We start from the raw sequence: 25,290 nt of genomic DNA on the forward strand, positions 1-25,290 counted from the left end.
GCGATCATCGGCCAACGTGCCGGCATTTGGTTGCATCTGAGACCAAGCCGGCATCAGCACGCTTGACGACCGCATTCAGCCGGCATGTTCGGCGATCGCCCGTGGTGTGCGGTGGGCATGCGCGCACAGCATCACACCGGCCACCAGGAACACGATTGCCAGGGCTTCCAGCAGCGAGGGCCAGCGCTGCTGCCATGCAAAGGCGTACAGCAGCGCGAACAGGGTCTCGAACACGATCATCTGGCCGGTCAGGGTCAGTGGCAGCAGACGGCTGGCACGGTTCCAGAATGCGTTGCCGAGGATCGAGGCCACCACTGCCACGCCGGCGCTGATCGCCCAGAACCCGCTCCATTGCGCCGCCGTATGGCTGCCGGTGTGCCCGATGAAGGCCATCGGCACCAGCAGCAGGGCCAGGCCGCCGGTGGTGACGCCGGTCAGCAGCGACCAGTCGTGGCTGGACAGATCCGGTCGGCGCGCCAGCCAGCGGCTGTTGCCGATCGAATACAGCGCCCACGAGAACAGCGCACCGAACGCGCACAGCAGCCCGATCAGGCGCTGCCGCCACGGGGTGGCCAGGTGCTCGGACATCAGCGCTTCCCAACCCACCAGGGCGACCCCCAGCACGCACAGCCCCAGTGCCGGCAGCAGCTGTTTCAGTGGTACAGCGCCCTGCTCGCGCACGCCAACCAGGGTGACCACCACCGGTATCAGGCCGACGATCAGCGATGCCGCAGCGCCACCGGCCCACTGCACGGCGGTCGCCAGCAGCAGGAAATACACCAGGTTGCCTGCCAGGCTCAGCCACAGCAGGCCGATCCATTCGGCACGGCCCAGCCGCGGTGCCAGCCGCTTCCATCGCGGCAGCAGCAGGGCGACTGCCATCAGGCCATAGACCAGGTAGCGGCCGGCGGACAGTTGCAGCGCATTGAACGACTGAAGCACGGCAGGCGCGAGGAAAACCACGCCCCACAGCGCGCCAGCGGCCACGCCATTGGCGATGCCCACGGCCATCGGGTTGTTGCGCATTCGGGTTGTCCGGGGGGATGGAACGGGCCGCGCAGTGTAAGCGCTGGCCGGTGGGCACTCTTGACCGAGGCTACTGCCTTGTCACCTCTGTAGAGCCGAACCCATGCTCGGCTGCGATTCGCCGTTGTGCAGACAAGGGCAGCCGAGCATCGGCTCGGCTCTACAACTCAGCCGGCACCCTTGCGCCACGCAGCGGGGGTCTGGCCACATTCGCGGCGCAGCGCACGGGTCAGTGCGCTCTGCTCGGAATAACCTGCAGCCAGTGCGATATCGCTGATCGGCGCGGCAGTGGTGCGCAGCTGATGCTTGGCCCAACGCAAGCGGCACGCACTGAGCCAGGCCTGCGGGCTCAGCCCGAACTCACGCTGGAACAATGCGTGCAACCGGCCCTCGCTGACACCGACAAATCCGGCCATCCGGGCAACCGGCCAGGCCCGGCCGGGATCGGCCTGCACCGCCGCGCACAGGCCCTGCATGCGCGCCCCACTGCCCGCCGGTGCAAATACCTGCAGCAACTGCGGCAGCAGCGCCGGCATCGGCTGCCCTGCCTGCACGTCGGCCAGACGCTGACGCAATGCCAGCGGCAGATGCAGCCAGCGCTGGCGGCACAGATGCTCCTGCGTGCCGTCATCAAGCACGCCTGGAGGACAATCAACGATCACGAAACCATTGGGGCCGTCCGCCATCTGATCATGTGCTTCGCCGGCGGCGACAAATGCCCCCTGCAGCAGGTCCAGCCGGCCGCCGCGCCCTTCCATCTCGAACTGCAGTTCGCCCTGCAGCGGCAGCACCCACTGCGCGTAGTCATGGCGGTCCAGGCCGGTGGCCTGCCCGTAGTGCCGCAGATGGAAGATGGCGCCCATCCGGGCAGTGTGCGCGTGTAACAACGGCCGTGCAAACCGCTGCTATAGTCGATCCGTCATCCAACGCAGGGAGTGCAGGTCATGACCCATCAGCGGCTGTCCCTGGTGCTTGCCATCAGCCTCGGCCTGGCGCTCACCGCCTCGGCCTCCGCGCAGGAACGTACGCCACCGGCCCCGCACTGCATGGACGCGGTCGGCGTCCAGGAAGTGGAGCAGGCGTCATCGCGTTCAATCGCCCTGCGAGCCGCCTCCGGCCAGGCCTATCGGATCGACTTCAGCGAAGAGTGTCCCGGCGTCTGCAGTGCTACCACGCTGAAACTTGAAGCACCCGCCGGCTGGGCCTGCGGTCGCCCCAGCGAGCGTGTGGTGGTCGATGGCCGCAACTGCGCGATCAGCGCGGTGACCCCCGTGCAGGATAGCGACTACGCCAGCGTGGCCCGCGACAGCGACCGCCTGCGCATGGCCACCCTGCCCGCCCTGACCATCCGCGAGCGCAGGGACATCCGCCGCAGTTTCGGTGGTTCGCCGTCGTACTGCTTTGCCACGCGCAACGTGCGCGCGTGGTCGTCCGACCCGCAGGGCATGCTGGTGGAGACCAATCCGCATCGCAATGGGGGTCACCGCTACTATCGCGTGGAGCTTGGCAGCCACTGCCGCCAGCTCGACCGTGCGCCACAGCTGAGCTTCCACTCCGGCATGCAGAACGGCCTGATCTGTGGCAATCCGGGCGATCGCATCCTCACCGCCGGATTCGAGAATGGTGACCTGCGCAACGACGCGCTGGCGCCGCTGCCGCAGTACACCCGCGGCGGCTGCACGATCCAGGCGGTCTATCCGGCGTCCAGCCAGGCGTCGAACTAACCGTCGACGCCGAGGAACGCAAACGGTGCGCTGGGCACGAAGTGGCCCAGCGCGTCGCCGGAAAAGGTATTGCGCTGGTCCGGACCGAGATCGAGCTTGAGCACCTTGCCGCCGAAATCGACCTTGTTCAGGTCGACCCAGAAGGTGTTCGGTGTCAGTGCCGATTCGAAGAAGTACAACCGCCGCTTGTGGTCGGCCACGGTGCGCCAGCGCGTGGATGAAATATTCGGTTCGCCCGGGGTGGTGATGCCATACGGTACCGAGGCGTTGCGGATCACGCTGAACACACTGGCCAGCGCCACCACCGGGTCTTCCGCCTTGGGAATGGCGTTGATGTAGAACGAGGCGCGAGCGAAACGGTCGGCTGAGCGGTTGGTGCCTGGCAGCATCACCGTGCCGCCGATCTGCTGCCAATAGCTGTTGAGTGCCAGCTGCTGCTCGAAGATCGGTGAGTTGGTCATCACCTGGTAGCGCCGGTCATGGTGGATCACCTGGCGACCGCCGATGTATTCGACGATGGCGCTGTCGCCACTGGCATCTGACAGCGACAGATGCAGCGTGGCCTGGCGGTCTTCGCCCGGCACCTTGTCGGTGACGATCGAGTACGGCTCGCGCTGCAGCGCCGCGACCGCCTCGTCTACGGTGGCGAAGTTGTCCAGCACATACTGCGCCCATAGTGAGATGGCCAGGCCCGGCTTGTTGCCGCGCTGCTTGGGATACTCCGATTCGACCAGCCACAGCAGGTTGGCCACCAGGCCTTTCTCGTTCATGCCATCGGTGGTCGATACGTCATAACCGGTGGCCACCACCGAGCCGTAGCGCGCCGTCCAGGCCAGCGACTTCGGCCCGGCCTGGCCGGTGCGCGCGATGCCGCGCGGCAGCACGTAGAGGTTGGTCGCCACATCGACCTTCCAGTCCATGGAGCGAGCGGTGATCACATCACCGTTGTCGCCCAGGTAGACCGCGCGCGTGCAGGCCAGCGCCGGTGCCACTGCGGCAGCCAGCGCGACCGCCAGCAGTGCCCTTTCCTTCCACTTCATCCGTGCCATGTTGTTGCCCTCCTTTCCCCGTGATCCGTGGATATGACGCGATTCAGGGTGATACAGCGGTGAAGCCCCGGCGAACCAGGCGATCGTGCAGCGAGAAACCTGCAAGCATCGCCGGCACGAACCAAAGCGCTTCGCGCGATCCCACCGCCAGCCCGGCGATGGCAGGGCCCGGGCAATAGCCTGCCCAGCCCCAACCCATTCCGAACAATGCCGCGCCCAGCACCAGGCGCACATCGACAGCGCGCGCGGCGGGCAATTGGAAGCGCGTTGCGCATGACGGCCGCGGGCGCCGCAGCACCCAGCGCTGGCCAACCGCGCTGACCAGCAATGCAGAGGCCAGCACCCAGGCCAGGGTGGGATCGAAATCGCCAGCGATATCGAGGAAACCGAGGATGCGGCGCGGATCGGTCATGCCGGCCAACGCCAGGCCTGCGCCGAAAAGCGCGCCTGCCGCACCGGCGGCCACCATCGCGCGGCTCATGCGCCCCCCCCGCCATGACGGATCAGGAATGTGGTCAACATTGCGCAGGCCATGAACACCACCACCGCCAGCAGTGACCGCATTGAGCCGCGGGCCACGCCGCACACCCCATGACCACTGGTGCAGCCGTTGCCCAACCGCGTACCGAATCCGACCAGCAGGCCGGCGCCAACCAGCTGCCACGCCGGCAAGGCGTCACGCAACAGGTCGCGGGGCGCTTGGCCTGGCACGGCCTGCCAGTACAGCACACCCCCGGCAGCGGTAAGCAGGCCGAGCAGGAATGCCCAGCGCCAGCCGCGATCGCCCGGCGTTGCGCGCACGCTGCCAGCGGCAATGCCGCTGATGCCGGCTACCCGGCCCGTGGTTGCCAGCAACACCACCGCCGCCGCACCGATCAACGCGCCCCCCGCGACGGCGGCCCACGGCACGGTCATGACCTGCCTCCAGTTGTCCCGTTCATTCGCTTGCCTTTTGAATTAGCTTTTTCTAAATTAGCGTCTTCTAAATCAAAAGGTCAACCATGGCCCGCATCGAGTTCGACAGTGCCGCGATGGCCGGGCATGCCGCCCAGGCCGCTGCGCTGCTCAAAAGCCTGGCCCATCCTGCACGGCTGCGCGTGCTGTGCCGGCTGGTCGAAGGCGAGGCGCCAGTACCGGAACTGCAGGCACTGACCGGGCTCAGCGCATCAGCGCTGTCCCAACATCTGGCGGTGCTGCGCGGACTTGGCATCGTCGCGACCCGGCGCGAAGCGCAGGCGATCCACTACCGGGTGGTGGAAGGGCCGGCGCTGGGCGTATTGCAGGCGTTGCACGCCGCCTACTGCGGAAATGCAGCGCGCTGAACCTTCCACGCGGGTTCAACCTGCGTGCAGCACCGGTTGCACGACCTGATCGAGCAGATCCACCGGGGTCGGCGCCGACAGGTCACCCTGCAACGCGCGGGTGAAACCTGACCAGTCACTGGAAGACAGTTGCCGCAGCAGCGCCTCCTCCACCGGCAACGCGCGCATCGACCAGTACGGAAACTGGCGCTGGCCGAGGCGGCCACGCGCCAGTTCGATGATGTCGATATGGCTACCGGCCTGCAGGATGCGTTCGTACACCGAATCGATACCATCCGGCGGCCCTTCGATGTACTGCAGGAATCGCCCACCGTCATGCAGCAGCACACCGGTCACGCCCGCCATCTTGTTGAAACGGGCTGCATCATCGACCAGCGCCCGCAGCCGTTCAGCGGAAAGATCCGGCAGCGCCTGGCTGACGTAGGCGATGGCACGCAGTGGCATGGCGCTTCCTTGACAAGATGTACACCCACGGTAGCAGCTGCAGACGAGTCCGTCTCAGTGCCCGCGGGTGTTTCCTGAAGAATTCAGGTAGCGGCCGCCGGCAGCCCCTCTGTGCGCCTCGGCAACCGGGCTTCGAACACCACCTGACCGGCTTCATTTCGCGCTGCGATGTGCCCGCCGTGCGCGCGCACGAACTGATCGACGATATACAGGCCCAACCCCAGGCCATTGCTGGGATGGAAGCTGGCCTTGAACGGCTCGAACAGGCGCGGCAGCAGCGCGTCGTCGATCCGTCCCGCGTTGCTCACCCGCAGCAGCACGCTGCGCGGATCACGGCCGTCCACCTCCACCCTCGCCTCGCTGCCATGGGTGAGCGCATTGCCGATCAGGTTGGCGGCAACCTGACCCAGCCGATCCAGATCACCCTGCAGGCGGGTATCGCCCTGCATATCCAGATGCAGCCGTGCGTGGCCGTGGGCGCTGCCCGCTTCGGCCACCACCGCACGCGTGACCTCGGCAAGATCACAGACGCTGGCCTGCAGGCGCAGCCCGCCGCTGCGGATCCGCGAAAAGTCCAGCAGCTGCTCGACCATGCGCGCCATGCGCAGCGTGCTGGCCTCCAGGTGCTTCAAGGTCTGCTGCGCGCCGTCATTGCCCGCAGGAAGCTCCAGCGCCAGCTTGTCGGCACACAGCAGGATCGCCGACAGCGGCGTGCGCAGATCATGGGTGAGCACCGCCGCCATCGTCTCGTTGAGCTTGAGCGAGCGCTCCAGCGCCTCGTTGCGCGCCTTCAGCAGCTGCCGCTGCTGGTACAGCTCGATGAAGACATTGACCTTGCTCAGGATCACCTGCGGCGCCACCGGCTTGTGCAGGAAGTCGACCGCGCCGGTTTCGTAGCCCTTGAACGCGCGCAGCGGGTCATCCGGCGAGGCGGTCAGGAAGATGATCGGCACATCCCGGCTGCGGTGTGAACCGCGCATCAGCTCGGCAAGGGTGAAGCCATCGATCTCCGGCATGTGCACGTCCAGCAGGGCCAGCGCCACCTCATGCTCGAGCAGCAGTTCCAGCGCCTGTGCGCCCGAGCCGGCCAGCAGCAGGTTCACGCCCTCGCGCTGCAGCAGCGCCTGCATGGCCACCAGGTTCTGCGGCACGTCATCGACGATCAGCAGGTTGACCGGGGTCTGCGACTGCGCAGGGTCCGGCGGCAACAGGTTCATGCAAACAGCTCCTTCAGGCGACGGCACATCAGTTCGAGGGGCAGCACGGCATCGGCGCCGGCGTGCTGCAGGGCGGAGGCCGGCATCATCGATGCCTCGGCCTCCTCGGGACATTGCAGCCAGGCGCGGCCGCCGGCGGCGCGCACCGCGGCCACCCCTTCACTACCATCGCTGCTGGCACCGGTCAGCAGCAGGGCCAGCACCTGCGCGCCGAACACGGCCGCAGCCGACTCGAACAATGGATCGATCGCCGGGCGCGAAAACAGCACCGGTGCGTCCACCGACAACGCCAGCGAACCGGCGTCTTCCACCAGCAGGTGATAGTCCGGTGGCGCAAAGGTCACCGTGCCAGGCTGCAGCGGCTGCTTGTCTTCGGCCTCGCGCACCGGCAGCGCACAGTACGGCGCCAGCACTTCGGCGATGCGGCTGCTGCGATCGCGCGGAAGGTGCAGCACCGCCAGCACCGGCGCCGGTAGAGCCGCGGGCAGCGCGCCGAGCACCGCCTGCAGCGCCGCGACCCCACCCGCCGAGGCCCCGATCACCAGCACCGCCGGTCGTGTCGGCAGTGCCATCAGGCAACCTTCCGGTACAGGCGATGCTCCCGCGAGCAGGTCTCGAACGCGCCGTGGTGGCGCCCGAACTGCAGCGACTCCTTGCTGCCCAGGCCAAGGAAGCCGCGATGCACCAGCGCTTCACGGAACAGGCCTACCGCGCGGTCCTGCAGATCGCGGTTGAAATAGATCAGCACGTTGCGGCACGACACCAGATGCACTTCGGAGAACACGGTGTCGGTGGCCAGGCTGTGGTCGGCGAACACCACGTTGCGGCGCAGCTGGCGATCGAACACCGCGCCATCGTAGGCCGTGGCGTAGTAGTCGGACAGCGAGGCGGTGCCACCGGCCGCCAGGTAGTTCCGGCTGAACTGAGCCATCCGGTCGATGCCATAGGCGCCGGCCTCGGCGGTGGCCAGGGCTGCCGGATTGATGTCGGTGGCGTAGACGATGCTGCGCTCCAGCAGGCCTTCCTCGTGCAACAGGATCGCCAGCGACCACACTTCCTCGCCGGTACTGCAACCGGCCACCCACAGCTTCACCGACGGGTAGGTGCGCAGCACCGGCACCACCTGCTCGCGCAGCTCGCGGAAATAGGCCGGGTCACGGAACATCTCCGAGACCTGCACGGTGAAGAACTGCATCGCCTGCGCGAACAGGTCCGGCTCGTGCAGCAGGCGGTGCTGCAGGTCGGCCAGCCGCTCGCACTCATAGCGCTGCATGGCCTGGCGGATCCGCCGGCGCAGCGACGACACCGCATAACTGCGGAAATCGTAGTGGTAGCGCTGGTACAGCGCTTCCAGCAGCACCTTCAGCTCCAGGTCGAACAGGGCCTGCTCGTTCATTGCCGCGAGCACCAGACCCGGCACAGCGAGACCAGCTTGTCGACGTCGATGGGTTTGGCGATGTAGTCGTTGGCGCCGGCCTGCAGGCAGCGCTCACGGTCGTCCGGCATGGCCTTGGCGGTCAGCGCGATGATCGGCAGGTCCTGCAGGTGGCGCTGCGCGCGGATTTCGCGCATCGCAGCAAGGCCATCCTTCTCCGGCATCATGATGTCCATCAGCACCAGGTCGACCTCGCGCTCGGCCAGCCGATCCACCGCTTCCTGTCCATTGCGCGCGATCTCCAGCGTGACGCCGAGGGGTTCGAGCACGCTGGACAGTGCGAAGATGTTGCGCACGTCGTCCTCGGCCAGCAGCACCGTCCGACCGTCGAGCACGGTGTCGCGACGGCGGGCCTCGCGCAGCAGGCGCTGCTGGTCGCTGGGCAGGCTGGCCTCAACGCTGTGCAGGAACAGGGTCACCTCGTCCAGCAGGCGCTCGGGCGAACGTGCGCCCTTGATGATGATGCTCTTGGAATAGCGGCGCAGGCGCTGCTCTTCCTCGCGACTGAGTGCGCGGCCGGTATAGACGATCACCGGCGGGAAACCGACATCGTCGTTGCCGGCCATGTGCTCGAGCAGGTCGTAGCCACTGCCGTCGGGCAGCGACAGGTCCATCACCATGCAGTCGAACGTGACCGTACTGAGCTGTTCCAGTGCGCCGGCCAGAGTGCCTACGGCGACGATCTGCAGCTGGTCGCGGCCCAGCAACAGTTCCAGGTTGTGGCGCAGCTCGTTGTCGTCCTCCACGATCAGCAGCCGCCGCATGTCGCGCTGGCTGGTCTGTTCCAGCTGTTCGATGGCCGTCACCAGCCGCTCGCGCGTGGTCGGCTTGATCGCAAAACCGATCGCGCCGAGCTCGCGCGCTACCTGGCTGCGGTCCGTGGCCGAGACCACATGCACCGGGATGTGGCGGGTGTCCGGGTTGCGCTTCAGGCGTTCCAGCACGCTCAGGCCCGACACGTCCGGCAGGCCGATATCGAGCAGGATGCCGTTCGGGCGCAGTTCGCTGGCCAGGGCCAGCGCCTCTTCCGCCGTGCCCGCCACCACGCAGTCGAAGTCCAGTTCATGGGCCAGCGCCACCAGCGCTTCGGCGAACGTGGCATCGTCCTCGACCGCCAGGATAAGGCGCCCGGCACGCTGGCGGCGACCGCGGTCGTCGGCTACGCCGGCCATCGCAGTAACCGGCGCTGCTGCGGTCGCAGCGCGTACGGGCGCGGCCGGCAGCACGGCCGGCGCCGTCGGCGGCGCTGCCACGGGGACCTCGGCAGCGTCGGCTGCGCTCGCCGCGGGCGCCCCCTGCAACGGCAGCTCCAGGATGAAGCAGCTGCCGCGCCCGGGCTCACTGTCGACCTGGATGCCGCCGCCCATGCGCTCGGCCAGATCGCGCGAGATCGACAGGCCCAGGCCGGTGCCGCCGTAGCGACGGCGGGTGCTGCCATCGGCCTGGCGGAACGCTTCGAAGATGACGTCCAGCTGCTCGCGGGCAATGCCGATGCCGGTGTCACAGACCTCGAACCGGATGCGGCCGTTGCCGCCGGCACGCACGTGCAGGCTGACCTTGCCATGCTCGGTGAACTTCACCGCGTTGGCCAGCAGGTTCTTCAGGATCTGCTGCAGCCGCTGGCTGTCAACCACCATCTGGGTCGGTGCCAGGGCGTCGGCTTCGATCTGCAGGGCCAGGCCCTTCTGCCGCGCCATCGGCTCGAACGTCTCGCGCAGGCGCTGCAGCGCGCTCTCGACCACCACCACTTCATCGGACAGTTCGACATGGCCGGCCTCGATGCGCGACAGGTCGAGGATGTCGTTGATCAGCGCCAGCAGGTCGTTGTTGGACGACAGGATCGCACGCGCGTACTTCACCTGTTCCTCGGTCAGCGTGCCGTCCTTGTTGTCGGCCAGCAGCTTGGCCAGGATCAGCGAGCTGTTCAGCGGCGTACGCAGTTCATGCGACATGTTGGCCAGGAACTCGGACTTGTAGCGCGAGGTGGCGGCCAGTTCGTTGCTGTTGCGCACCAGCTGGCTCTGCGCGACCAGCAGCGCCTGCTTCTGCGCCTCCAGCTCGTGGGTGCGCTCTTCCAGCTGCACGTTGCTCTGTTCCAGCTCAGCCTGCTGTTCTTCCAGGTGGCTCTGCGACTGCAACAGGCTGCGGCTCTGCTCTTCCAGTTCCTCGTTGGCCACGCGCAGCTCTTCCTGCTGGGCCTGTAGCTCCTCGCCCTGGCGCTGCGACTCTTCCAGCAGCACCACCAGCTGCGCACGCAGCAGCGATGCGCGCAGTGCCATGCCGATGGTGTCGGCGCAGCGCTCCAGCAGCTCACGGTCCAGATCACGCTGTTCACCCGCCCGCGCGCGGCCCAGCTCGATCACACCGACCACCGCACCATCGCTGTTGATCGGCGCCAGGATGCGCTCGCGCACCGGCAGCCGGCCCAGGCTGGTCTGCAGTTCAAGCACGGCAGCATCTTCGCCGTGCAGGTGGCGGATGCGTTCGTCCCGGGCAACCTGCCCGGCAAGTCCTTCGTGCAGGGCCAGGGAGGCCGGCGTCCCGGAGGGCAGCGCCACGCCACCGGTCAGCTGCAGGCGGCCGCCGTCCAGGCGATAGACCGCACCGACCTCTGCATCCAGCTGCCCGGCCAGGCTTACTGCTGCCGCCTCGGCGATCTGCTCCGGCCCGAGGTCACCGCGCAGGCTCATCGCCACGGCGTTCTCGGCCTCCTGCAGCCAGAGCGCGCGCATCGCCTGGCGCCGGGCCTGGATCGCGCGCGAGACGATCAGTGCGATCATCAGGAAGGCGCAGCCACCGACGGTACGGTTGACAAGCGAGAACGACGAATTGTTGCTGGCTGGCGCAACGTTGAAGCCGATCACCAGCAGGACACAGGCGATCACCGCGACCACGAACGGCGCGCGTGCACTGCGCTGGAATACCGTCACGCCGACCGCGAGGAAGTAGGCCAGCCATACCGCGTAGCCGAGCGGAACGACCAGTTCCAACGCGATGGTCGCGGCCAGCAGCACGGCGGACGTCATCCAGATCCAGCGGTCACGCGTAGTCGCACCAGGACGCATGCAGGTCGGTTCCAGAAGGCAAAGGGTGGAAGATGGTACTCCGTGTCGCATTCAGCCGCACAGGACAAATGGCACGTGTCAGGTGTGCACGCATCCTTCACACTTGAGTGCCTAGCTTCACGTCCCTCACAGGGGTAACACTTATTTACACGTGGACGCAGCCGCCTCTACGACGTCCGTGCTGACGGACCCTTCCCGACAACTGCGACTGCTGATCGACAGCGTGCGCGACCATGCGCTGTACCTGCTTGATCCTGAAGGCATCGTGTGCAGCTGGAACCCGGGCGCCGAACGTATCAAAGGCTATTCAGCCGATGAAGTGGTGGGAACGCACTTCAGCCGCTTCTACCTGGCCGCCGACCGCGAGGCCGGCGAACCGCAGCGCCTGCTTCGCGTCGCAGCGCAGCAGGGGCATGTCGCCAGTGAGGGCTGGCGCGTTCGCCGCGATGGCTCGTCGTTCCGCGCCAGCGTGGTCATCGAACCGGTCGTGGAAGCCGGCGAACTGCTCGGCTTCGTCAAGATCACCCGTGACATCACCGAGCAGTGGCAAGCGCAGCGGCTGCTGCGCGATGCCCAGCGTGCGCTGCGCAATACCCAGCAGTTCGAGACGGTTGGCCGGCTCAGCCGCGGCCTCTCACATGAGTTCAACAACCTGCTGACCACCATCGGCAACGCCCTGGACCTGCTGTCGCTGCGTGTCAGCAGTGACGATGCACGCGCAGCCGAGCTGCTGGATGCCGCGCAGGCAGCCACCGACCGCGGCGCGCTGCTGACCCGCCAGCTGCTGGCCTTCAGCACCGGCCAGACCCTGATCCGGGAATCGGTGGACATCAATGCGCTGGTACGGCAGTGGCTGCCGGACCTGCAACGCGCCTGCCCGCCCACGGTGGTACTGGATGCCCATCTCACCCCGGGCCTGCCGCAGGTGAGCACCGATGCGATGCAGCTCCAGACCGCCCTGGCGAACCTGGTGGCCAATGCCGTGGAGGCCACCGCCGATGGCGGCCGCATCCTGATCGGCACCGCGTTGGAACATCGCCTCGACCCGGATGCGGACACCACGCTGCAACGCGGCTATGTCACCCTCAGCGTCTGCGACGAAGGCCACGGCATGGCCGCCGACATCGCCGAGCGGGCCAGCGAGCCCTTCTTCACCACCAAGGACATCGGCAAGGGCAGCGGCCTGGGCCTGAGCCAGGTGTTCGGATTCACTACCCAGAGCGGCGGCTTCGTCGATGTGTCCACCACGCCCGGTGTCGGCACCACGGTCAGCCTGCTGCTACCCGCAACCGAGGAATTTACCCATGACCGATGACCCGATCCGCGTACTGATGGTGGAGGACCAGAACGATCTGCGCGAGATGATCGGCATGGCCCTGCGCGATTTCGGCATCGAGGTGTCCACCACCGCCGACGGGCATGAAGCCGCTGCGTTGCTGAAGGGCGACGCACGCTTCGACGTGGTGTTCAGCGATGTCAGCATGCCCAATGGCATGTCCGGAATCGAGCTGAGCGAGCACGTCGCCCGCGAACAACCACAGGCGCGGATGATCCTGTCATCCGGCTACGCACGTTCGCAGCTGCCGCCGCTTCCGGAGCAGGTGGAGTTCCTGCCCAAGCCCTATCGCCTGCGCCAGCTGGTTGAACTGCTCAGGCAGGAATGATCCGTCGCCGGGCGTGGCCCGGCGTATCCGTTCCTGTAGAGCCGGGCCCATGCCCGGCTGCGCTCCTCAATAGCGTCCCACCAGGTTCAGGTACCACCCGCGATGGGTGTAATCGAACCTGGTCAGGTCATCGCTGAAGTCGGTGAAGTTGTAGCCCACACCCACGCGGAAGTTGCGGCCGATATCGCGATCGACACCGGCCAGCCAACCCTGCCTGCTGCCGCCGTCGCGGACATCCAGCAGGCGATACTCCAGCAGGCCGTGCCACTGGTAGTACAGGTCATAGCGCAGCTGGCCCGAAGCAAAGTTGGTAGCCGAATCGAACCAGGGGCCGGTGCCGCGCCCATAACGCACCTCGCCTTCGCGCCGCGCCGCCTTGGCCGCCACCTCCCAGCGCTGGTCGATGCGGTACACGCCTTCCAGCGACAGGATCTGCGTGCGCTGATCGTAGTCCACGCCGTTCACTTGGCCCATCGTCGACAGGTCGTACAGGTAACTGTAGCGACCGAACAACGCCCAGCGGTCGTTGTCCCACGGCCGGTAGGCGAAGCCCAGATTGCCTTCGACGAAGCGCGCGCCCGCCACCGGATTGATCGCGTCGTCGGTGTCGGCATAGTTGAAGCGCGCCGCGATGCGCCAGCTGTCGTTGAGGCGGTGGCTGAGGCGGTTGGTGCTCACCCACTGCGTGCGCCGCTCGGCGCCCGTATCGCGACGCCATTCCAGCTTGCTCTGCCACTCGGTGCCCGGCGCGGTGCGGCCCCCGGACAGGCTGACCGCCTTGCGATCCACCTGGCCACTGCTGGCATCAAGCTTGCCGTTGCTCAGGGTGAAGCCCGCGTTCCAGCCCACCGCTGGATAGAAGTCCATGCCGAAGGTGTGCGCCAGGCCGGACTCCTGCCCGGATTTCAGGAACTGGCTTTCGTTGAACACGTTGACCTGATCAGACAGGCGCCAGCGCTGGCCCAGCGTCCAGCCATCCTGCGCGTTGGGGCTGAACAGCGGGTCGTACTCGCTGCGGTCGGTGGACTGGGTGAAGGCACCATAGAAGCTGTGCTGCGGGGTCAGCCGGTACTCGGCGTTGACCTGCGCGGCGGTGCCACGGTCGCCGTCCGAGACTTCCGCACCGATGGTGGACAGGTTGGCGAAGGTCCAGGTGCCACCGGCCACCACCGCGTCGTTGTCGGCGTAGCGGCCATGGTCGTCGTCGACGGTCAGCTGGCCGCCGCCGTACACATCCAGCGACGTACCGATGCGGTGCGTGTAGCGCGCCGCAGCCAGCACGCCGGCCACGTTGCCGCCCGCACCGCGGTCTTCCTGCACGCGACGCAGTTCGGCCGACAGTCGGTCGTTCTCGCCGATCCGCCATTCGGCCGTCGCCTGGGCTTGGATCAACGATTCGTTGCCCCGCCGCGCCTCGCTGTACCGCGCATACAGGCTGAAGTCGTCGGTCACGTAGCCGAGCAGCTCGGCGCCCTGCTCGCGCACCCGCTGCCCGGTGTCGAAGCGGCCCACCGAATAGCCGCCGTCCACCTGGCGCCACCAGGCGCCAGCGCTCCAGTCGCGCTGGGTCCAGCCCAGTTCGCGAAGGTTGATGCGCGCTTCAACTGCGGTCGCCTCGCCTTCGCGCGGCCCCTCCGGATTGAGCCGGCTGAAGCTCAGGCCACCGTTGTCGGAGAAGAACACCGGCGCACTGGTCGCTTCGCTGCGGCTGTGCTCGACCTTCAGGTAGGTGCCACGGCCGGCCTGCAGGGTCAGGTCCGCGCCCTTCAGCGAATAGTCTTGGCCGGAGCGCTGCTCGTCCACGTAGGTGGCACCGACGGCCACGTGATCACCCAACCAGTGCTTGCCGCGTAAGCCCGCGGTGATGTCATCACTGTCGAAGCCGGTCGGCACCCATTCGTAGTCGACGATCAGGCGCTGCTCATAGCCATCCAGCGGCACGTCACGGCTGATCCGGCGCAGGTTCTCGCGGCTCACCTGGGCCAGCGGCCGGGTCAGCAGGATGCGGCCCTGCAGGGCGTCGATCTCGTAATCGGCACCGCGCACCATCGGCACGCGCTGCTCCACGCGCCCGGTGGTGCGGTCACGGATTTCCAGCACCACCTGGTCCGAACCACTGAGGATGCTGGCATGCCGCAGGTAGTACAGGCTGCCGCCGGTACCGATGAACTCACTGTGGCCCGGCGCCGTTTCGGCCTGTGAGCCGAAGAGGCGCAGCTCGCTGCGCGCATCGCCCCAGGCGTTGGCACCACGCGAACGCCACGACAGCGCCGCACCGTACAGCGAACGCACATACTGCGCGTACTCGGTGCCGGTCAGGCCGGTATTGTAGTTGCCCCACAGCGCCTGGTTCTTGTCCCAGTCCATGCGCAGGTAGAACCGGCCCATGCTGTCGACATCACGCTGGGTCAGCGAGTCATCGCCGTAGGTCGGGTAGTACAGGTCCGGGTCCAGGCTGCGGAACAGGTCGCGCGGATCGGCCGTGGTGAACCCCGTGAACAGCTCGTCCAGCGGACGGTTCTGGGTATCGGCCTGTGCGGTCAGCAGGTAGCGGCCACGGGTCTTGGCCTTCAGGTAGAAGGCCAGGCGGCCATCGCTGAGCACGTCATCATTGCGCTCGCCGCGGGCGAGGTCCTGCCCTGCCCCACTGGCCTTGTTCTGGTACACGGTGATGTCGGCCAGGCCGACGCCGAACAGGTACTGGCCGCTGACATCGACTTCCAGCGTGCGCGCGATGGCCGGCGCATCCGGTCGCTCCACGCGTACGTCGAACGCATGATGGCCGATCGGCATCAGGTACTCGGCGGCGAATTTGCGATCCTGGTCCAGCGGATAGCTGTCGCCGTTGATCTTCAGCGACGCCCCCAGCGGCAGGTCGCGGCCGCGCAGGCGCACCCGCGAGCCGTACACCGGGATGTTCTGCTGGCGCAGGCCATTGCCATCGAACACCTTCTGCAGCAGTGACAACGACGCGGCCTGGTTGGCGTCCACCGAGGTACCGCGGCGGTCTTCCAGCGCGTCACGCAACTGCTGGTTGCCGCGCTCGAATTCCGCCGGCGTCACCAGCTGCATCGACTGCGCGGTGGTTTCATCGGCATTGCCCTCGGCATCAAAGGCGCGCAGCACGTAGACCAGCCGGTCGCCGCGACGCAGCGGTGTCGAGGCCGGCAACGCGCCATCCCACACGCCCTGGGCAACGGCGGCCACCGGCAGTTCGAACGTCGCCAGTGCTGCTACGCGATCCGTGTCGCTGCCACGGTAGACGCTGACCTCCAGGCGCTGGATGAAGGCGGTGTAGTTGCCACGCACGTAGAACTCGACCGGCCGCACGATCCGGCCTTCGTCGAAGGCGACCATGCCCGGTGCGGAGACCGACAGTTCCGGCTGGCCCATCGCCGGATCTTCGGTGGCCCAGATCGCGCCGCCTTCCGGCAGGCGGATCATGAACTCGCCGCGCACGGTGGCCTTGCCCGGCTCATCGATCGCCAGGCTGACCCGGCGGTCCGGTTGCAGGTCCTCCGAACTGGAACGCGTCGAGGTGCCCTTGGTCACCGGCTCGTCGTAACTGCGCGAGCGCAGGCTGAACAACAGTTTGCCCTCGGCGTTGCACTGGGTGCCGTCACAACGGATCGGCGCCGGCTCGACGGCGGGCGGCGCGGCCTGGGCGGCACCGGCCAGGCCGAGCAGCAGGGCCTGGTACAGCGCAGCGCGCGGCAGGCGGGCCGCACGGTGGGCGGCAGAGTGATGCGCGCTCATCGGCGTGCCTCCTGTTGGCGGGCGGCCGCACGGGTGGCGGCGCTCTCCTCGTTGCGGACGCGCAGGCGCTGCTGCACGGCGGGGCTGAGCTGGCTGCGCAGCACCTCGAACACGGCGTTGGCACGGCGCAGGCCCAGCGCCTGGTTGTAGGCATGGCTGCCGCGCACATCGGTGTGACCAACCAGGCTGACCTGGCCGCCGCCCAGTTTTTCCAGGCGCGCGGCGATGGCGGCCAGCAACGGCTTGAACTCGTCGCGTACGGTGGCCTTGTCGGTGTCGAACAGCACGTTGCCCAGCAGCGCGCCACCGGCATCCACTCCGGCCAGCAGCGAGTGCGGATCACGTACATCGGTGCGCAGCTGCACGGTCAGGCCCGCACGCGCACTTTCCGCAACCTCGGCCTGCAGTGCGTCGCGCACCGCCGCTGCGCGGGCGAAGGCCAGCGCCTGACTTTCGCCGTTGGCAGCAATCACCACGTCGCCGCCCTGGTAGCGGTCCACCACTTCGGCCATCTTCTTCAGCACCGGGCGATAGCTGGCCTGCAGCTCGCGGCTGCCCGATGCAAACAGCACCTCGCCCAGCGCGATCTCCATGCGCTCGGCGGCGGCCTGCGGCGATCGCGGTAGGCGTACACCGAAGCTGAAGCGGGTCGGCATGCCCTGCGTCACCCGCCGCAGCAGCGGATTCTCGGTGGTCAGTTCAGCACCGGCCGGCACCGTCGCCGGGTCCAGCTTGATGATGAAGTTGCGGCCGAGGCGCGCGTCACCACCGTGCACGTCAGCCAAGTGGTAGCGACCGAACGGATCGGTCTCGACCAGCAGGCCTTCCACCGTGGCCAGACGCACACCGGCGATGCCCTGCTCCTGGATACCTTCGTTGCCGATCACGTAAGCCACTTCGTAGCCCTCGGCGACACGGGCGATCTCGCGGCGCACGCTCGGCTCGGCCGCGGTCAGGCCTTTGCCGGCGTCACCACTGCGCTCCACGCGCGTGGCGCCCTGCGCGTCCATCCGCAGGCGATGGCCCTGCGCGCTTTCCAGCACGAAGTCATCGCTGAAGGAGAGTTCGCGCAGGCGCTGGCGCAGCACCACCTGGTGGGCCTCGGCGGTGTCGGACGTCGACGCGCGACCATGCACCACGCCAATCTGCACTCCGTGCAGCAGCGGCGCGCTGGCATCGGCCAGCGGCTGCGGGCCTTCGCCACGATCCAGCGTGGTCGAGCCCGGCACGTAGGCCGCAGCAGCGAACCCGCCCTGCACGCGCACGCCGCTCAGCTCGGCACTGTCCTGCCAGCCATCACCGTCGCGGTCATCGAACACGGTGCCGAACACCAGGCTGTCTTCCAGCAACGGATCGGCATCCATGGCCACCTCGGCGGTGGCAATGTTCGACAACGGCGTGCCATCGTCAGCCGTGGCCACGGCCTGGTTCACATGGTTGCCCGCGCGCACGCCGGCACCCACCCGCAACAGGTAGGTGATGGTCGCGCTGCGACCCACCGCGATGTCCACCGCACCGATGCGCAACGGCGACTGGCTGCTGGTCAGCGCGAACGCACCGTCGTCGTCAGCCACGCGCATCGAACCGTCCACATAGCTGAAGCCCGGCGGCGGGGTGTCGACCACCACGCCGTCACGCCAATGGCTGCCGCCCACGTTCTCCACCACCAGCTGGTAGCGCACCAGGTCGCCCACCTTCACCCGGCGCGGGCTGGCGGTCTTGGTGATGCGCAGGGCAAAATCGGACACCACCTTGTGGCGCGTCTCGCAGGTCGTGCAGTCCGGCGGCGGCGAGCCATCCGGATACTGCCCGCGCAAGCGGTTCAGCACCTCGGTGCGGGCCTCCTGGTTGACCACGGCCTGGTAGACGAATTCGTGGCGACCGATCGCGGTGCCAGAAGGCACCGTGCAGACGATGTCAGAACCCTGCTGGACGCACCCGGCCGGCACACTCTCGATGCTCAAGCCGGCATCGGGCGTATCCACCAGCTGCAGCGGGCGGCGCAATGCCGCGCGCTCGACCGTGGCCACCAGCGTGTAGCGCAGGCGGTCGCCCGGTCGCACTTCGGTGCCACTGGCCGGGCCGGCCTGCTTCTCCAGCACGACGCGCGGCTCGGCCAACGCATGCTCGGTGCTGCAGTCGCCACTGCAGGTGGGCGTATCACCGCCACCGCCGAGCACCGCATTGCGCACGCTGCCGTTGGCCTGGGCATTCACCAGCGCCCGGTAGCCCAGCGTATAGGTCCCCGGCGCAGTGCCGGCCGGCAGCGTGCAGACCAGTGGATTGCTGGCATTGCAGGTGAACGGTCCCGGCTGGGTGACCGACGGCAGGTCCAGGCCCGTGCCCAGGGTATCGGTCAGAGTCAGCGTATCGAGGGTCTGCGAGTTGGCGACCGTCACTTCCACGCTGTAGTCCACCGCATCGCCCACGGCAACCGGGGCAGCGGTGCTCGACTGCTTGCGGTAGGTCACCACCGTCGACAGTACGGGTGTGGTGGTGCCACAGTTGCTGGTGCACGTGTTGGTGCCGGTGCCACTGCCGAGCACCGCGTTGCTGACGCTGCCCTTGGCCTGCGCGTTCACCCGCGCGCTGTAGTCCACCGTGTAGGTGCCCGGCACCGTACCGGCCGGCAGCGTGCACACCAACGGATTGGCGGCATTGCAGCTGAAGCCCTGGCTGGCGGTCACCGCACCGAAGTCCAGGCCGGGTCCCATCGTGTCGGTCAGAGTGAACACCGCCGTGGTGCGCGAGTTGCTGACCACTGCAGTCAGTGTGTAGGCGATGCTGTCACCCACCTTCACCGAACCAGCCGCGGCCGAGGTCTTGCGATAATCAATCGCACTGCCGGTCACCGGCGTGCTGGTATCGCAGTTGGCAGTACACGACGGATTGTCGCCGCCGCTGCCGAGCACGGCATTGGTGACCTGGCCGGTAGCCTGTGCGTTCACCACCGCGGTGTAGGTCAGGCTGTAGCTGCCCGGCACGGTTCCCGCCGGCAAGGTGCACACCAGCGGATTGGCGGCATTGCAGGTATAGGCGCCCGCGCTGGTTACCGCACCGAAGTCGAGGCCGGTGCCCGGCGTATCGGTCAGGGTCACCACATCGGTGGTGCGCGAGTTGGTCACGACCGTGGTCAGGGTGTAGGTCAGGCGATCGCCCACTGAAACCGGACCAGTGCTGTTCACCGACTTGGCATAGCTGACGCCCGGTGTCGCCACCGGGGTGGTGGTATCGCAATTCACGCTGCACGACGGGTTGTCGGTGCCGCTGCCAAGCACGGCATTGCGCACACTGCCGCTCGCCTGCGCATTGACGGTGCCGCCATAGGTCAGACTGTAGGTACCCGGCACGGTGCCGGCCGGCAGCGTGCACACCAGCGGATTGGCGGCATTGCAGGTGAAAGCGCCTGCACTGCTGACGCCAGCGAAGTCGAGACCGCTGCCCAGCGTATCGGTCAGGGTGACCACGGCACGGGTGCGCGCACGCGTCACGGTGGCAGTCAGGGTGTAATCGATGCGGTCACCCACCCGTACCGGGCCGCCGGTCGAGGCCTGCTTGGCATAGACCACCTGCGAGGCGGCCATCGGCGTGGTGGTATCGCAGCTGCCCACGCAGGAGGGGTTGTCGGTGCCGCTCGGCACCACCGCATTGCGCACCTGGCCGCTGGCCTGCGCATTGACCACGCCGGTGTACGAAAACGCATAGCTGCCCGGAACGGTGCCGGCCGGCAGCGTGCAGACCAGCGGATTGCCTGGCGTGCAACTGAAGCTACCCGCATTGGTGACGCTGCCAAAGTCCAGGCCGGTACCCAGCGTGTCGGTCAGCGTGGTCACCGCCGTGGTGCGCGCGTCGGCCACCAACACCGTCACGGTATAGGCAACACTGTCGCCTATCGCGACCGGACCGGCGGTGCCGCTGGCCTTGGACACCGAGATGCGCGGCGCCGCCACCGGCGTGGTGGTGGTGCAGTTGCCGCTGCAGGTAGGCGTGTCAGTGCCCGTGCCGACCACGGTGTTGACCACCTGGCCACTGGCCTGGGCATTCACGGTGACCGTGTAGCTCAGGCTGTAGGTGCCGGGCACAGTGCCTGCCGGCAGCGTGCACACCAGCGGGTTGGCCGCATTGCAGGTGAAAGCACCCGGGCTGTTGACGCTGGCGAAATCCAGGCCGGTGCCCAGGGTGTCGGTGAAGGTCAGCACATCGCGGGTGTTGCCGTCGGCCACGGTGACATCCACCGTATAGTTCACGGTCGCACCCACCGCGACCGGGCCGGCGGTGTTCGAACGCTTGGCGTAGCCCACCCGTGTCACCGGCACGGTCACATCGCTGCGCGTGCAGTGGTCAACGTCGGTGCAGCTGCTGCCGGGTACCGGCGGATTGCCGTTGTTGAAGGGATCGTAGCCGCCGCCCACGCTGGCATGGTTGGTCAGCACACCGGTAGCAGCCGCAGTGACCGTCACCGGCAACGTGAAGGCCGAGCTGGAGCCGGGGCTGCCGGCTGCAGCCAGCAGCTGGCTGCTGGTGCAGGTGACATCCTGGCCACTGGCCGTACAGCTCCAGCTGCCGCTCACATGGGCACCAGTCCAGTTCGGCACGATCCCGGCCGGCAACTGGTCGCGCACGATGATCGCGCCCACCGGCACATTCGGTGGATTACCGGTGGGCACATCACTGGTATTGCTCACCGTCAGCGTGTACTGGGTGCCGGCCTGCCCGTAGTTCCAGATGCCACCGGTGGCGTTGTTGCCCTTGACCACCTTCAGCGAGGGAGCGGCGATGGTGATGCGGTGGTCTTCTACCTCGCCGTCATCAGCCACGCCGGTCGGGTTCTGGATCTGCGCGGCGATGGTGGAGTAGCGCAGCCGCACGTAGCTCGTGCCGGCGCTGACCGCGCCGGGTACCGTCCAGCCCAGGTTCGCCTGGCCTCCGCTGCAGGCGGCGGTCGTGCTGCGCTCGTTGAGATCGAAGGTGCCATTACGGTTGAAGTCGATCCAGCCGGCAACGCTGCCATTGCCCACGCAGGCTACTGACTGGGTGATCAGCGTACCGGCCTGCATCACCGTCAACCGGTAGCTGGTTGGCCAGGCATCTTCTTCACGGCTCCCCACCTGCGGGAAGTTGTCATCGCCCAGTGCGTCCGCGCTGTAGCTGCTCTTCTGTTCGGTATCCGGGCCCAGGCTGCCGAGGAAATCAGTCAACGGTGGTGCCAGGCCACCCGGCGTATAACCGGCGGTATTGATGTTGAAGTTGCTGGCGCCCTGCGGAATACCATCGGAACGGAACTGCAGATCGTCCACCACATGCATGGCATCGCCGTAGCTCTGCGGTGCGTCACCGAAATCGGCATACGGCACCAGCAGGCCGATGGCGATGGCGGTGGTGCCGCCGCCGCGCATCGAGAAGCCCATGTTCACCGCCAAGTCGCCCGGCGCGTGTGCGGCATTGTCGAAACTGAGGAAGGTAACGGCCGCGGTGTTGTCGTCGTTGCCGGGACCGAAGCGGATCACCTGGTTGGCGCCGCTGGTCGACTTGTTCACCAGATAGGGGGTGGCATTGGCCAGGTTCTTGCGAACCTCTACCACGTTCCAGGTGCCCTGCGCGCTGGCTTCGACGAATTCGCCACTGTTGTTGATCGATTCGGCATCGGCCATCACCACGCCGCGCAGGCGGTAGGGCGTCCCCCCCAGGGTCGACGTGCAGGTGATGCTGAAACTGGAGGTGCCGCCCGCACGTGCGATGCCGGCAATCAGCTGGTTGCTGGTGCCAGTGCCGCCGATGTTGTACAGATCGTCAAGACTGTCACCGCCGAAGTTGCCAGGCCGATAGCTGCGCAGCACACCGGTCTCGGCGGTGTTCAGGCGGCAGTCCACGCGCAGGTTCACTCCTGCCGCCACAGGCATATCGATGGACGACGTCGCGCCGTCGTTGAGCGCGACGTTGTTCACGCCATTGGCACCGCCGCCCCAGGTCAACCACAGCACGGTGTTGCGATACGGGCTGCTACCACCGGTGGCATAGGCCGCAGCCCAGGCCAGCGAGGGTGCCAGCATTGCCAGCAGCAGCAACAGGCCGGCCGCCATCCAGCGGCCGGGGTGCAGGTACTGCAGGTTTTCTCCGGGATGAACGCATCCACCGCCCGCGCGAATGCGCGACGTCGTCGACTGCCACATGTTGATTTCCCCGCTCAGCCCTCAGACGGGCCGAAGTTCAATGGGTGACCTGGGACGAAATCCCGGCACCGGCGACGCACGCAACTACGTGTTCTGCCGACTCCGTGGCACCCGCCTTCGTCCCTGCACCCGGATGGTTGGGTACATATATATGTGACCAAGTTAACACATGTCGAACAAATATGTGATCTTCATCACATTCATATTTGCCAAATCTGGCGCCAATCGCCTGGCTACAGTTGTAGCAACACGGCCCAGGCGGCCCGTGCACGATTCCGGCAGCTGCGACGCCCTTTCCGGCAAGTTGCCATGCGAATTCGGCGCACAATGGGCCCAGCGACAAGGTGGCGCGCGATGCGCGCCATCGGGAATCAGCCCTTCATCGCCCCATGCTGGAACGCGGCCAACAGCGTGGATGCAGCCATTGCCGGGGCCAGACGGCCGCGCGCATGCGACCAGGCGATGCCGTAGAAGCAGGTCCAGTAGAAGTCGGCCAACCACACCGCGGTGAACTCGACATTGAACTCACCCGCTCGCTGGCCGCGCAGGAAAAACGCCTCGAAGCGTTCACCGATCGGGGCCCAGCGCTCCGGCAGCAGGTGCAGGTCACCCTGGCGCTGCTGTTCTTCCATCATCCGCGCGAACACCAGCGTCACCCGCTCCCAGTCCGCCAGCAGTGCCGCCGTGACCTGCTCCAGCACCAACTGCGCAGGCTCGTTGCCATCGAACGAGCTCCCCGCTCCTTCCAGGCGTTCGAATCCCGCTACGAACAAGGCCTCGTCAATCTCCGCCTTCTTCGGCCACACGAACGTCTCCGGTTGCGGCAACAGCGCGCGCACGTGCTCCCAGGTCTAGATGCCTTCCGGCGGCGCCAGCACCAGCTGCTCCAGCACCTGGTTCATAGCGTCGCGCCACGCCACCATCGCCCGCGCCTCCGCGCGGTATCGGGCCACGCCGCTGTTGTAGTAGCTGGCGCACGACTCGATGCTGTCGTAACCACGCTCTACCGCCTCGGCGCGCATCCACGCGAACGCCTGATCCCGGATGTAGCGGTAGTGCGCGGGCGTGTGCAGCTCGAAACCTGGGTCCGGCGACACCGCCAGCGGAGGCGTATTGGTCTGCAACCACTCGGTCGACCATAGATAGTGGCCGCGCGGAATGAACGCACCGGTTTCGACGCAACGAATCACATCAGGATCTTCAGTGAGTTGATACATGATTAGAGCTCCGCGTCTGCAGCCAAGTGGTGCCGATAGTTGAGATTGATGGTCGCCGTCGCGCACGGCCGATCGTGCAGAACACCGCCGACACGCCAATGTCCTGAAACGCAATGGGAATGTCGGCTGCAAGTGCCGCACTGAACGTTTTACCAGCTGCGCCAGTCTGCGGGCTGTATCCGGTCATGGCAGGCGGCACCCGCTTGGTCACCTTGAAAGTGACTTCCTTACCGGTGCTGCTTGGCAGGCCATGGATGAAGAACGCGCTCTGGCCAATAGCTGTTGCGGTGCCGGGGACGGTTGCCAGATCGTAGCTTTTTTCGTAGTAGCGCTGACACAACGCGAGCTCCAACGCCAGCCGAGTCAAGAGCAGGTGATGCCGTTGATGTTGTTCAAGAAGCGATCTGCGCCGTAACCAGCAGCGGTGAAGCCGGTACCTCGCTGCCAGAACCGGAAGTCACCGCTTTTGACGATGTTCTTACCGAGGATGCGTGCACCCACTGCTGCGTCCGCATTCTGGCGTGCAGTGGCTCGCAACTGAGCCTCCTGCTGCAGGCCGACCTTCAAGTTCTCCACATCCTGGCCACCGGCCTCCAATGACGAATGGCACTGCCCGGGATCCGCTAAGTTATCGTTGCAGGCTGCGAACGCGGTGAACGCGTCGTCGCCTGGCTTTCCACCCGGCTGGATGGTCGTTTGGCCAATGAATTTTTGCGGCATGTGCTTTCCCGATCCCCTGGTGGCCGTGCACAAGGGAATCGTGTCTGACTGGTTCGCGGCCGATGCGAAGCGGGCGGGGATCGGTGGCAGCCTCCACCGGCTACGGGACACCTTCTGCGCCCACATGGTGATGGCCGGCGTTCCGTTGCGAAGGGTGCAGATTCTGGCCGGGCACGCGGATTACGCCACGGCAGAGAAGTACCACGCACACCTCATCCCTGAGGGTGATGATGGCGCGGCGGCCAAACTAACCTATTGATTCGCCGTCGTGACCACTGTGACCAAGTGGTGCTTTTTGATGGCCTTATATGGCCTATTGAGATCTAGAGCGCTTCGCAAGTCGTTGATTCTGGTGACCCCGGCCCGATTCGAACGGGCGACCTTCCCCTTAGGAGGGGGACGCTCTATCCAGCTGAGCTACGGGGCCATGCAGCAGGGAAGTTTACAGGCAACGTGCCCTGCCCTCCAAGCATTCATGTTC

The 25,290-nt window shown here is 66.8% G+C and carries 20 protein-coding genes, 1 tRNA gene and 1 pseudogene; 5 read left to right on the top strand and 17 right to left on the bottom strand.

The annotated features are described in order from the left end of the window. Window positions 1-75: 75 nt before the first annotated feature. Together AC2A1N_RS09530 and AC2A1N_RS09535 are read right to left on the bottom strand one after the other, a co-directional pair. A complete protein-coding gene (locus AC2A1N_RS09530) occupies window positions 76-1,026 on the bottom strand; it encodes a DMT family transporter (protein WP_005416320.1) in 951 nt (316 codons plus the stop codon). Window positions 1,027-1,193: 167 nt separating this feature from the next. Next, window positions 1,194-1,889 carry a helix-turn-helix transcriptional regulator gene (locus AC2A1N_RS09535; RefSeq protein ID WP_242891532.1) on the bottom strand — a complete coding sequence of 232 codons (696 nt, stop codon included), beginning with the start codon at window positions 1,887-1,889 and terminating at the stop codon, window positions 1,194-1,196. A gap of 81 nt (window positions 1,890-1,970) precedes the next feature. On the opposite strand from AC2A1N_RS09535, the gene AC2A1N_RS09540 reads away from it, so the two are divergent. After that, entirely contained in the window at window positions 1,971-2,750 is a 780-nt protein-coding gene (locus AC2A1N_RS09540) for a DUF6491 family protein (RefSeq protein WP_242891530.1), read from the top strand. Here the strand turns inward: AC2A1N_RS09540 and AC2A1N_RS09545 are convergent. From AC2A1N_RS09545 to AC2A1N_RS09555, 3 genes and pseudogenes are all read right to left on the bottom strand, one after another. Next, window positions 2,747-3,799, bottom strand: coding sequence for a linear amide C-N hydrolase (locus AC2A1N_RS09545; RefSeq protein ID WP_049413806.1), 1,053 nt, complete (start codon window positions 3,797-3,799; stop codon window positions 2,747-2,749). The two genes, AC2A1N_RS09540 and AC2A1N_RS09545, sit on opposite strands and share 4 nt — an antisense overlap. A 43-nt stretch (window positions 3,800-3,842) precedes the next feature. Continuing rightward, window positions 3,843-4,280, bottom strand: coding sequence for a DUF6691 family protein (locus AC2A1N_RS09550; protein WP_242891528.1), 438 nt, complete (start codon window positions 4,278-4,280; stop codon window positions 3,843-3,845). After that, window positions 4,277-4,717 (bottom strand): annotated as a pseudogene (locus AC2A1N_RS09555) (YeeE/YedE family protein); the annotation flags it as partial. The pseudogene AC2A1N_RS09555 and the gene AC2A1N_RS09550, both read right to left, overlap by 4 nt. Before the next feature lie 83 nt (window positions 4,718-4,800). Here AC2A1N_RS09555 and AC2A1N_RS09560 point away from each other — a divergent pair. After that, window positions 4,801-5,121, top strand: a complete 321-nt coding sequence (locus AC2A1N_RS09560; protein ID WP_111201731.1) for an ArsR/SmtB family transcription factor — start codon at window positions 4,801-4,803, stop codon at window positions 5,119-5,121. A gap of 15 nt (window positions 5,122-5,136) precedes the next feature. Here AC2A1N_RS09560 and AC2A1N_RS09565 read toward each other — a convergent pair whose 3' ends face one another. The 5 genes from AC2A1N_RS09565 to AC2A1N_RS09585 form a co-directional block, all read right to left on the bottom strand. Further along, entirely contained in the window at window positions 5,137-5,565 is a 429-nt protein-coding gene (locus AC2A1N_RS09565) for a BLUF domain-containing protein (protein WP_061477846.1), read from the bottom strand. Window positions 5,566-5,648: 83 nt separating this feature from the next. Next, entirely contained in the window at window positions 5,649-6,782 is a 1,134-nt protein-coding gene (locus tag AC2A1N_RS09570) for a hybrid sensor histidine kinase/response regulator (protein ID WP_154350666.1), read from the bottom strand. Then, window positions 6,779-7,354: a chemotaxis protein CheB gene (locus tag AC2A1N_RS09575; protein ID WP_049413816.1), complete on the bottom strand. Its 576-nt coding sequence runs from the start codon at window positions 7,352-7,354 to the stop codon at window positions 6,779-6,781. Before AC2A1N_RS09575 ends, AC2A1N_RS09570 begins: the two co-directional genes overlap by 4 nt. Beyond that, complete coding sequence (locus tag AC2A1N_RS09580; protein WP_005416310.1) at window positions 7,354-8,178, bottom strand: CheR family methyltransferase; 825 nt, start codon at window positions 8,176-8,178, stop codon at window positions 7,354-7,356. The genes AC2A1N_RS09575 and AC2A1N_RS09580 overlap by 1 nt, the downstream gene beginning before the upstream one ends. Further along, window positions 8,175-11,282: a response regulator gene (locus AC2A1N_RS09585; RefSeq protein ID WP_061477848.1), complete on the bottom strand. Its 3,108-nt coding sequence runs from the start codon at window positions 11,280-11,282 to the stop codon at window positions 8,175-8,177. Before AC2A1N_RS09585 ends, AC2A1N_RS09580 begins: the two co-directional genes overlap by 4 nt. Window positions 11,283-11,433: 151 nt before the next feature. Between AC2A1N_RS09585 and AC2A1N_RS09590 the strand changes: the two genes are divergently transcribed. Both AC2A1N_RS09590 and AC2A1N_RS09595 read left to right on the top strand, forming a co-directional pair. Further along, on the top strand, window positions 11,434-12,597 hold the full coding sequence (locus AC2A1N_RS09590; RefSeq protein ID WP_484372107.1) for a two-component system sensor histidine kinase NtrB: 1,164 nt from the start codon (window positions 11,434-11,436) through the stop codon (window positions 12,595-12,597). Next, entirely contained in the window at window positions 12,587-12,946 is a 360-nt protein-coding gene (locus AC2A1N_RS09595; protein ID WP_061477850.1) for a response regulator, read from the top strand. Before AC2A1N_RS09590 ends, AC2A1N_RS09595 begins: the two co-directional genes overlap by 11 nt. 66 nt (window positions 12,947-13,012) lie before the next feature. On the opposite strand, the gene AC2A1N_RS09600 is transcribed toward AC2A1N_RS09595, so the two are convergent. The 6 genes from AC2A1N_RS09600 to AC2A1N_RS09625 all read right to left on the bottom strand — a co-directional run bounded on the left by AC2A1N_RS09600 (window position 13,013) and on the right by AC2A1N_RS09625 (window position 24,809). After that, a complete protein-coding gene (locus AC2A1N_RS09600) occupies window positions 13,013-16,702 on the bottom strand; it encodes a TonB-dependent receptor (RefSeq protein ID WP_061477851.1) in 3,690 nt (1,229 codons plus the stop codon). Further along, window positions 16,699-22,872: a CshA/CshB family fibrillar adhesin-related protein gene (locus AC2A1N_RS09605; protein ID WP_484372110.1), complete on the bottom strand. Its 6,174-nt coding sequence runs from the start codon at window positions 22,870-22,872 to the stop codon at window positions 16,699-16,701. The genes AC2A1N_RS09600 and AC2A1N_RS09605 overlap by 4 nt, the downstream gene beginning before the upstream one ends. 371 nt (window positions 22,873-23,243) lie before the next feature. Continuing rightward, complete coding sequence (locus AC2A1N_RS09610) at window positions 23,244-23,711, bottom strand: TetR/AcrR family transcriptional regulator (RefSeq protein WP_484372112.1); 468 nt, start codon at window positions 23,709-23,711, stop codon at window positions 23,244-23,246. A gap of 12 nt (window positions 23,712-23,723) precedes the next feature. After that, on the bottom strand, window positions 23,724-24,089 hold the full coding sequence (locus AC2A1N_RS09615) for a hypothetical protein (RefSeq protein ID WP_484372114.1): 366 nt from the start codon (window positions 24,087-24,089) through the stop codon (window positions 23,724-23,726). Then, on the bottom strand, window positions 24,073-24,429 hold the full coding sequence (locus tag AC2A1N_RS09620) for a hypothetical protein (RefSeq protein ID WP_484372116.1): 357 nt from the start codon (window positions 24,427-24,429) through the stop codon (window positions 24,073-24,075). The genes AC2A1N_RS09615 and AC2A1N_RS09620 overlap by 17 nt, the downstream gene beginning before the upstream one ends. Before the next feature lie 23 nt (window positions 24,430-24,452). After that, the gene (locus AC2A1N_RS09625) at window positions 24,453-24,809 is read right to left on the bottom strand and encodes a hypothetical protein (protein ID WP_484372118.1); all 357 of its coding nucleotides are present in this window, start codon (window positions 24,807-24,809) and stop codon (window positions 24,453-24,455) included. On the opposite strand from AC2A1N_RS09625, the gene AC2A1N_RS09630 reads away from it, so the two are divergent. After that, window positions 24,808-25,068: a tyrosine-type recombinase/integrase gene (locus AC2A1N_RS09630; RefSeq protein WP_484372120.1), complete on the top strand. Its 261-nt coding sequence runs from the start codon at window positions 24,808-24,810 to the stop codon at window positions 25,066-25,068. The genes AC2A1N_RS09625 and AC2A1N_RS09630 overlap by 2 nt on opposite strands. Window positions 25,069-25,159: 91 nt before the next feature. Here AC2A1N_RS09630 and AC2A1N_RS09635 read toward each other — a convergent pair. After that, a tRNA-Arg gene (locus AC2A1N_RS09635) sits at window positions 25,160-25,236 on the bottom strand. Window positions 25,237-25,290 lie beyond the last annotated feature (54 nt).

This window comes from Stenotrophomonas maltophilia group sp. SKK55, assembly GCF_057179845.1.

What these genes read in the sequence shown, in the direction of transcription:
- AC2A1N_RS09560 (WP_111201731.1), top strand. Translation starts at nt 4,801, where the DNA reads ATGGCCCGCATCGAGTTCGACAGTGCCGCGATGGCCGGGCATGCCGCC.
- AC2A1N_RS09615 (WP_484372114.1), bottom strand. Translation starts at nt 24,089, where the DNA reads ATGTATCAACTCACTGAAGATCCTGATGTGATTCGTTGCGTCGAAACC.
- AC2A1N_RS09570 (WP_154350666.1), bottom strand. Translation starts at nt 6,782, where the DNA reads ATGAACCTGTTGCCGCCGGACCCTGCGCAGTCGCAGACCCCGGTCAAC.
- AC2A1N_RS09540 (WP_242891530.1), top strand. Translation starts at nt 1,971, where the DNA reads ATGACCCATCAGCGGCTGTCCCTGGTGCTTGCCATCAGCCTCGGCCTG.
- AC2A1N_RS09530 (WP_005416320.1), bottom strand. Translation starts at nt 1,026, where the DNA reads ATGCGCAACAACCCGATGGCCGTGGGCATCGCCAATGGCGTGGCCGCT.
- AC2A1N_RS09550 (WP_242891528.1), bottom strand. Translation starts at nt 4,280, where the DNA reads ATGAGCCGCGCGATGGTGGCCGCCGGTGCGGCAGGCGCGCTTTTCGGC.
- AC2A1N_RS09585 (WP_061477848.1), bottom strand. Translation starts at nt 11,282, where the DNA reads ATGCGTCCTGGTGCGACTACGCGTGACCGCTGGATCTGGATGACGTCC.
- AC2A1N_RS09600 (WP_061477851.1), bottom strand. Translation starts at nt 16,702, where the DNA reads ATGAGCGCGCATCACTCTGCCGCCCACCGTGCGGCCCGCCTGCCGCGC.
- AC2A1N_RS09580 (WP_005416310.1), bottom strand. Translation starts at nt 8,178, where the DNA reads ATGAACGAGCAGGCCCTGTTCGACCTGGAGCTGAAGGTGCTGCTGGAA.
- AC2A1N_RS09535 (WP_242891532.1), bottom strand. Translation starts at nt 1,889, where the DNA reads ATGGGCGCCATCTTCCATCTGCGGCACTACGGGCAGGCCACCGGCCTG.
- AC2A1N_RS09545 (WP_049413806.1), bottom strand. Translation starts at nt 3,799, where the DNA reads ATGGCACGGATGAAGTGGAAGGAAAGGGCACTGCTGGCGGTCGCGCTG.
- AC2A1N_RS09595 (WP_061477850.1), top strand. Translation starts at nt 12,587, where the DNA reads ATGACCGATGACCCGATCCGCGTACTGATGGTGGAGGACCAGAACGAT.
- AC2A1N_RS09575 (WP_049413816.1), bottom strand. Translation starts at nt 7,354, where the DNA reads ATGGCACTGCCGACACGACCGGCGGTGCTGGTGATCGGGGCCTCGGCG.
- AC2A1N_RS09630 (WP_484372120.1), top strand. Translation starts at nt 24,808, where the DNA reads ATGTGCTTTCCCGATCCCCTGGTGGCCGTGCACAAGGGAATCGTGTCT.
- AC2A1N_RS09605 (WP_484372110.1), bottom strand. Translation starts at nt 22,872, where the DNA reads ATGTGGCAGTCGACGACGTCGCGCATTCGCGCGGGCGGTGGATGCGTT.
- AC2A1N_RS09565 (WP_061477846.1), bottom strand. Translation starts at nt 5,565, where the DNA reads ATGCCACTGCGTGCCATCGCCTACGTCAGCCAGGCGCTGCCGGATCTT.
- AC2A1N_RS09625 (WP_484372118.1), bottom strand. Translation starts at nt 24,809, where the DNA reads ATGCCGCAAAAATTCATTGGCCAAACGACCATCCAGCCGGGTGGAAAG.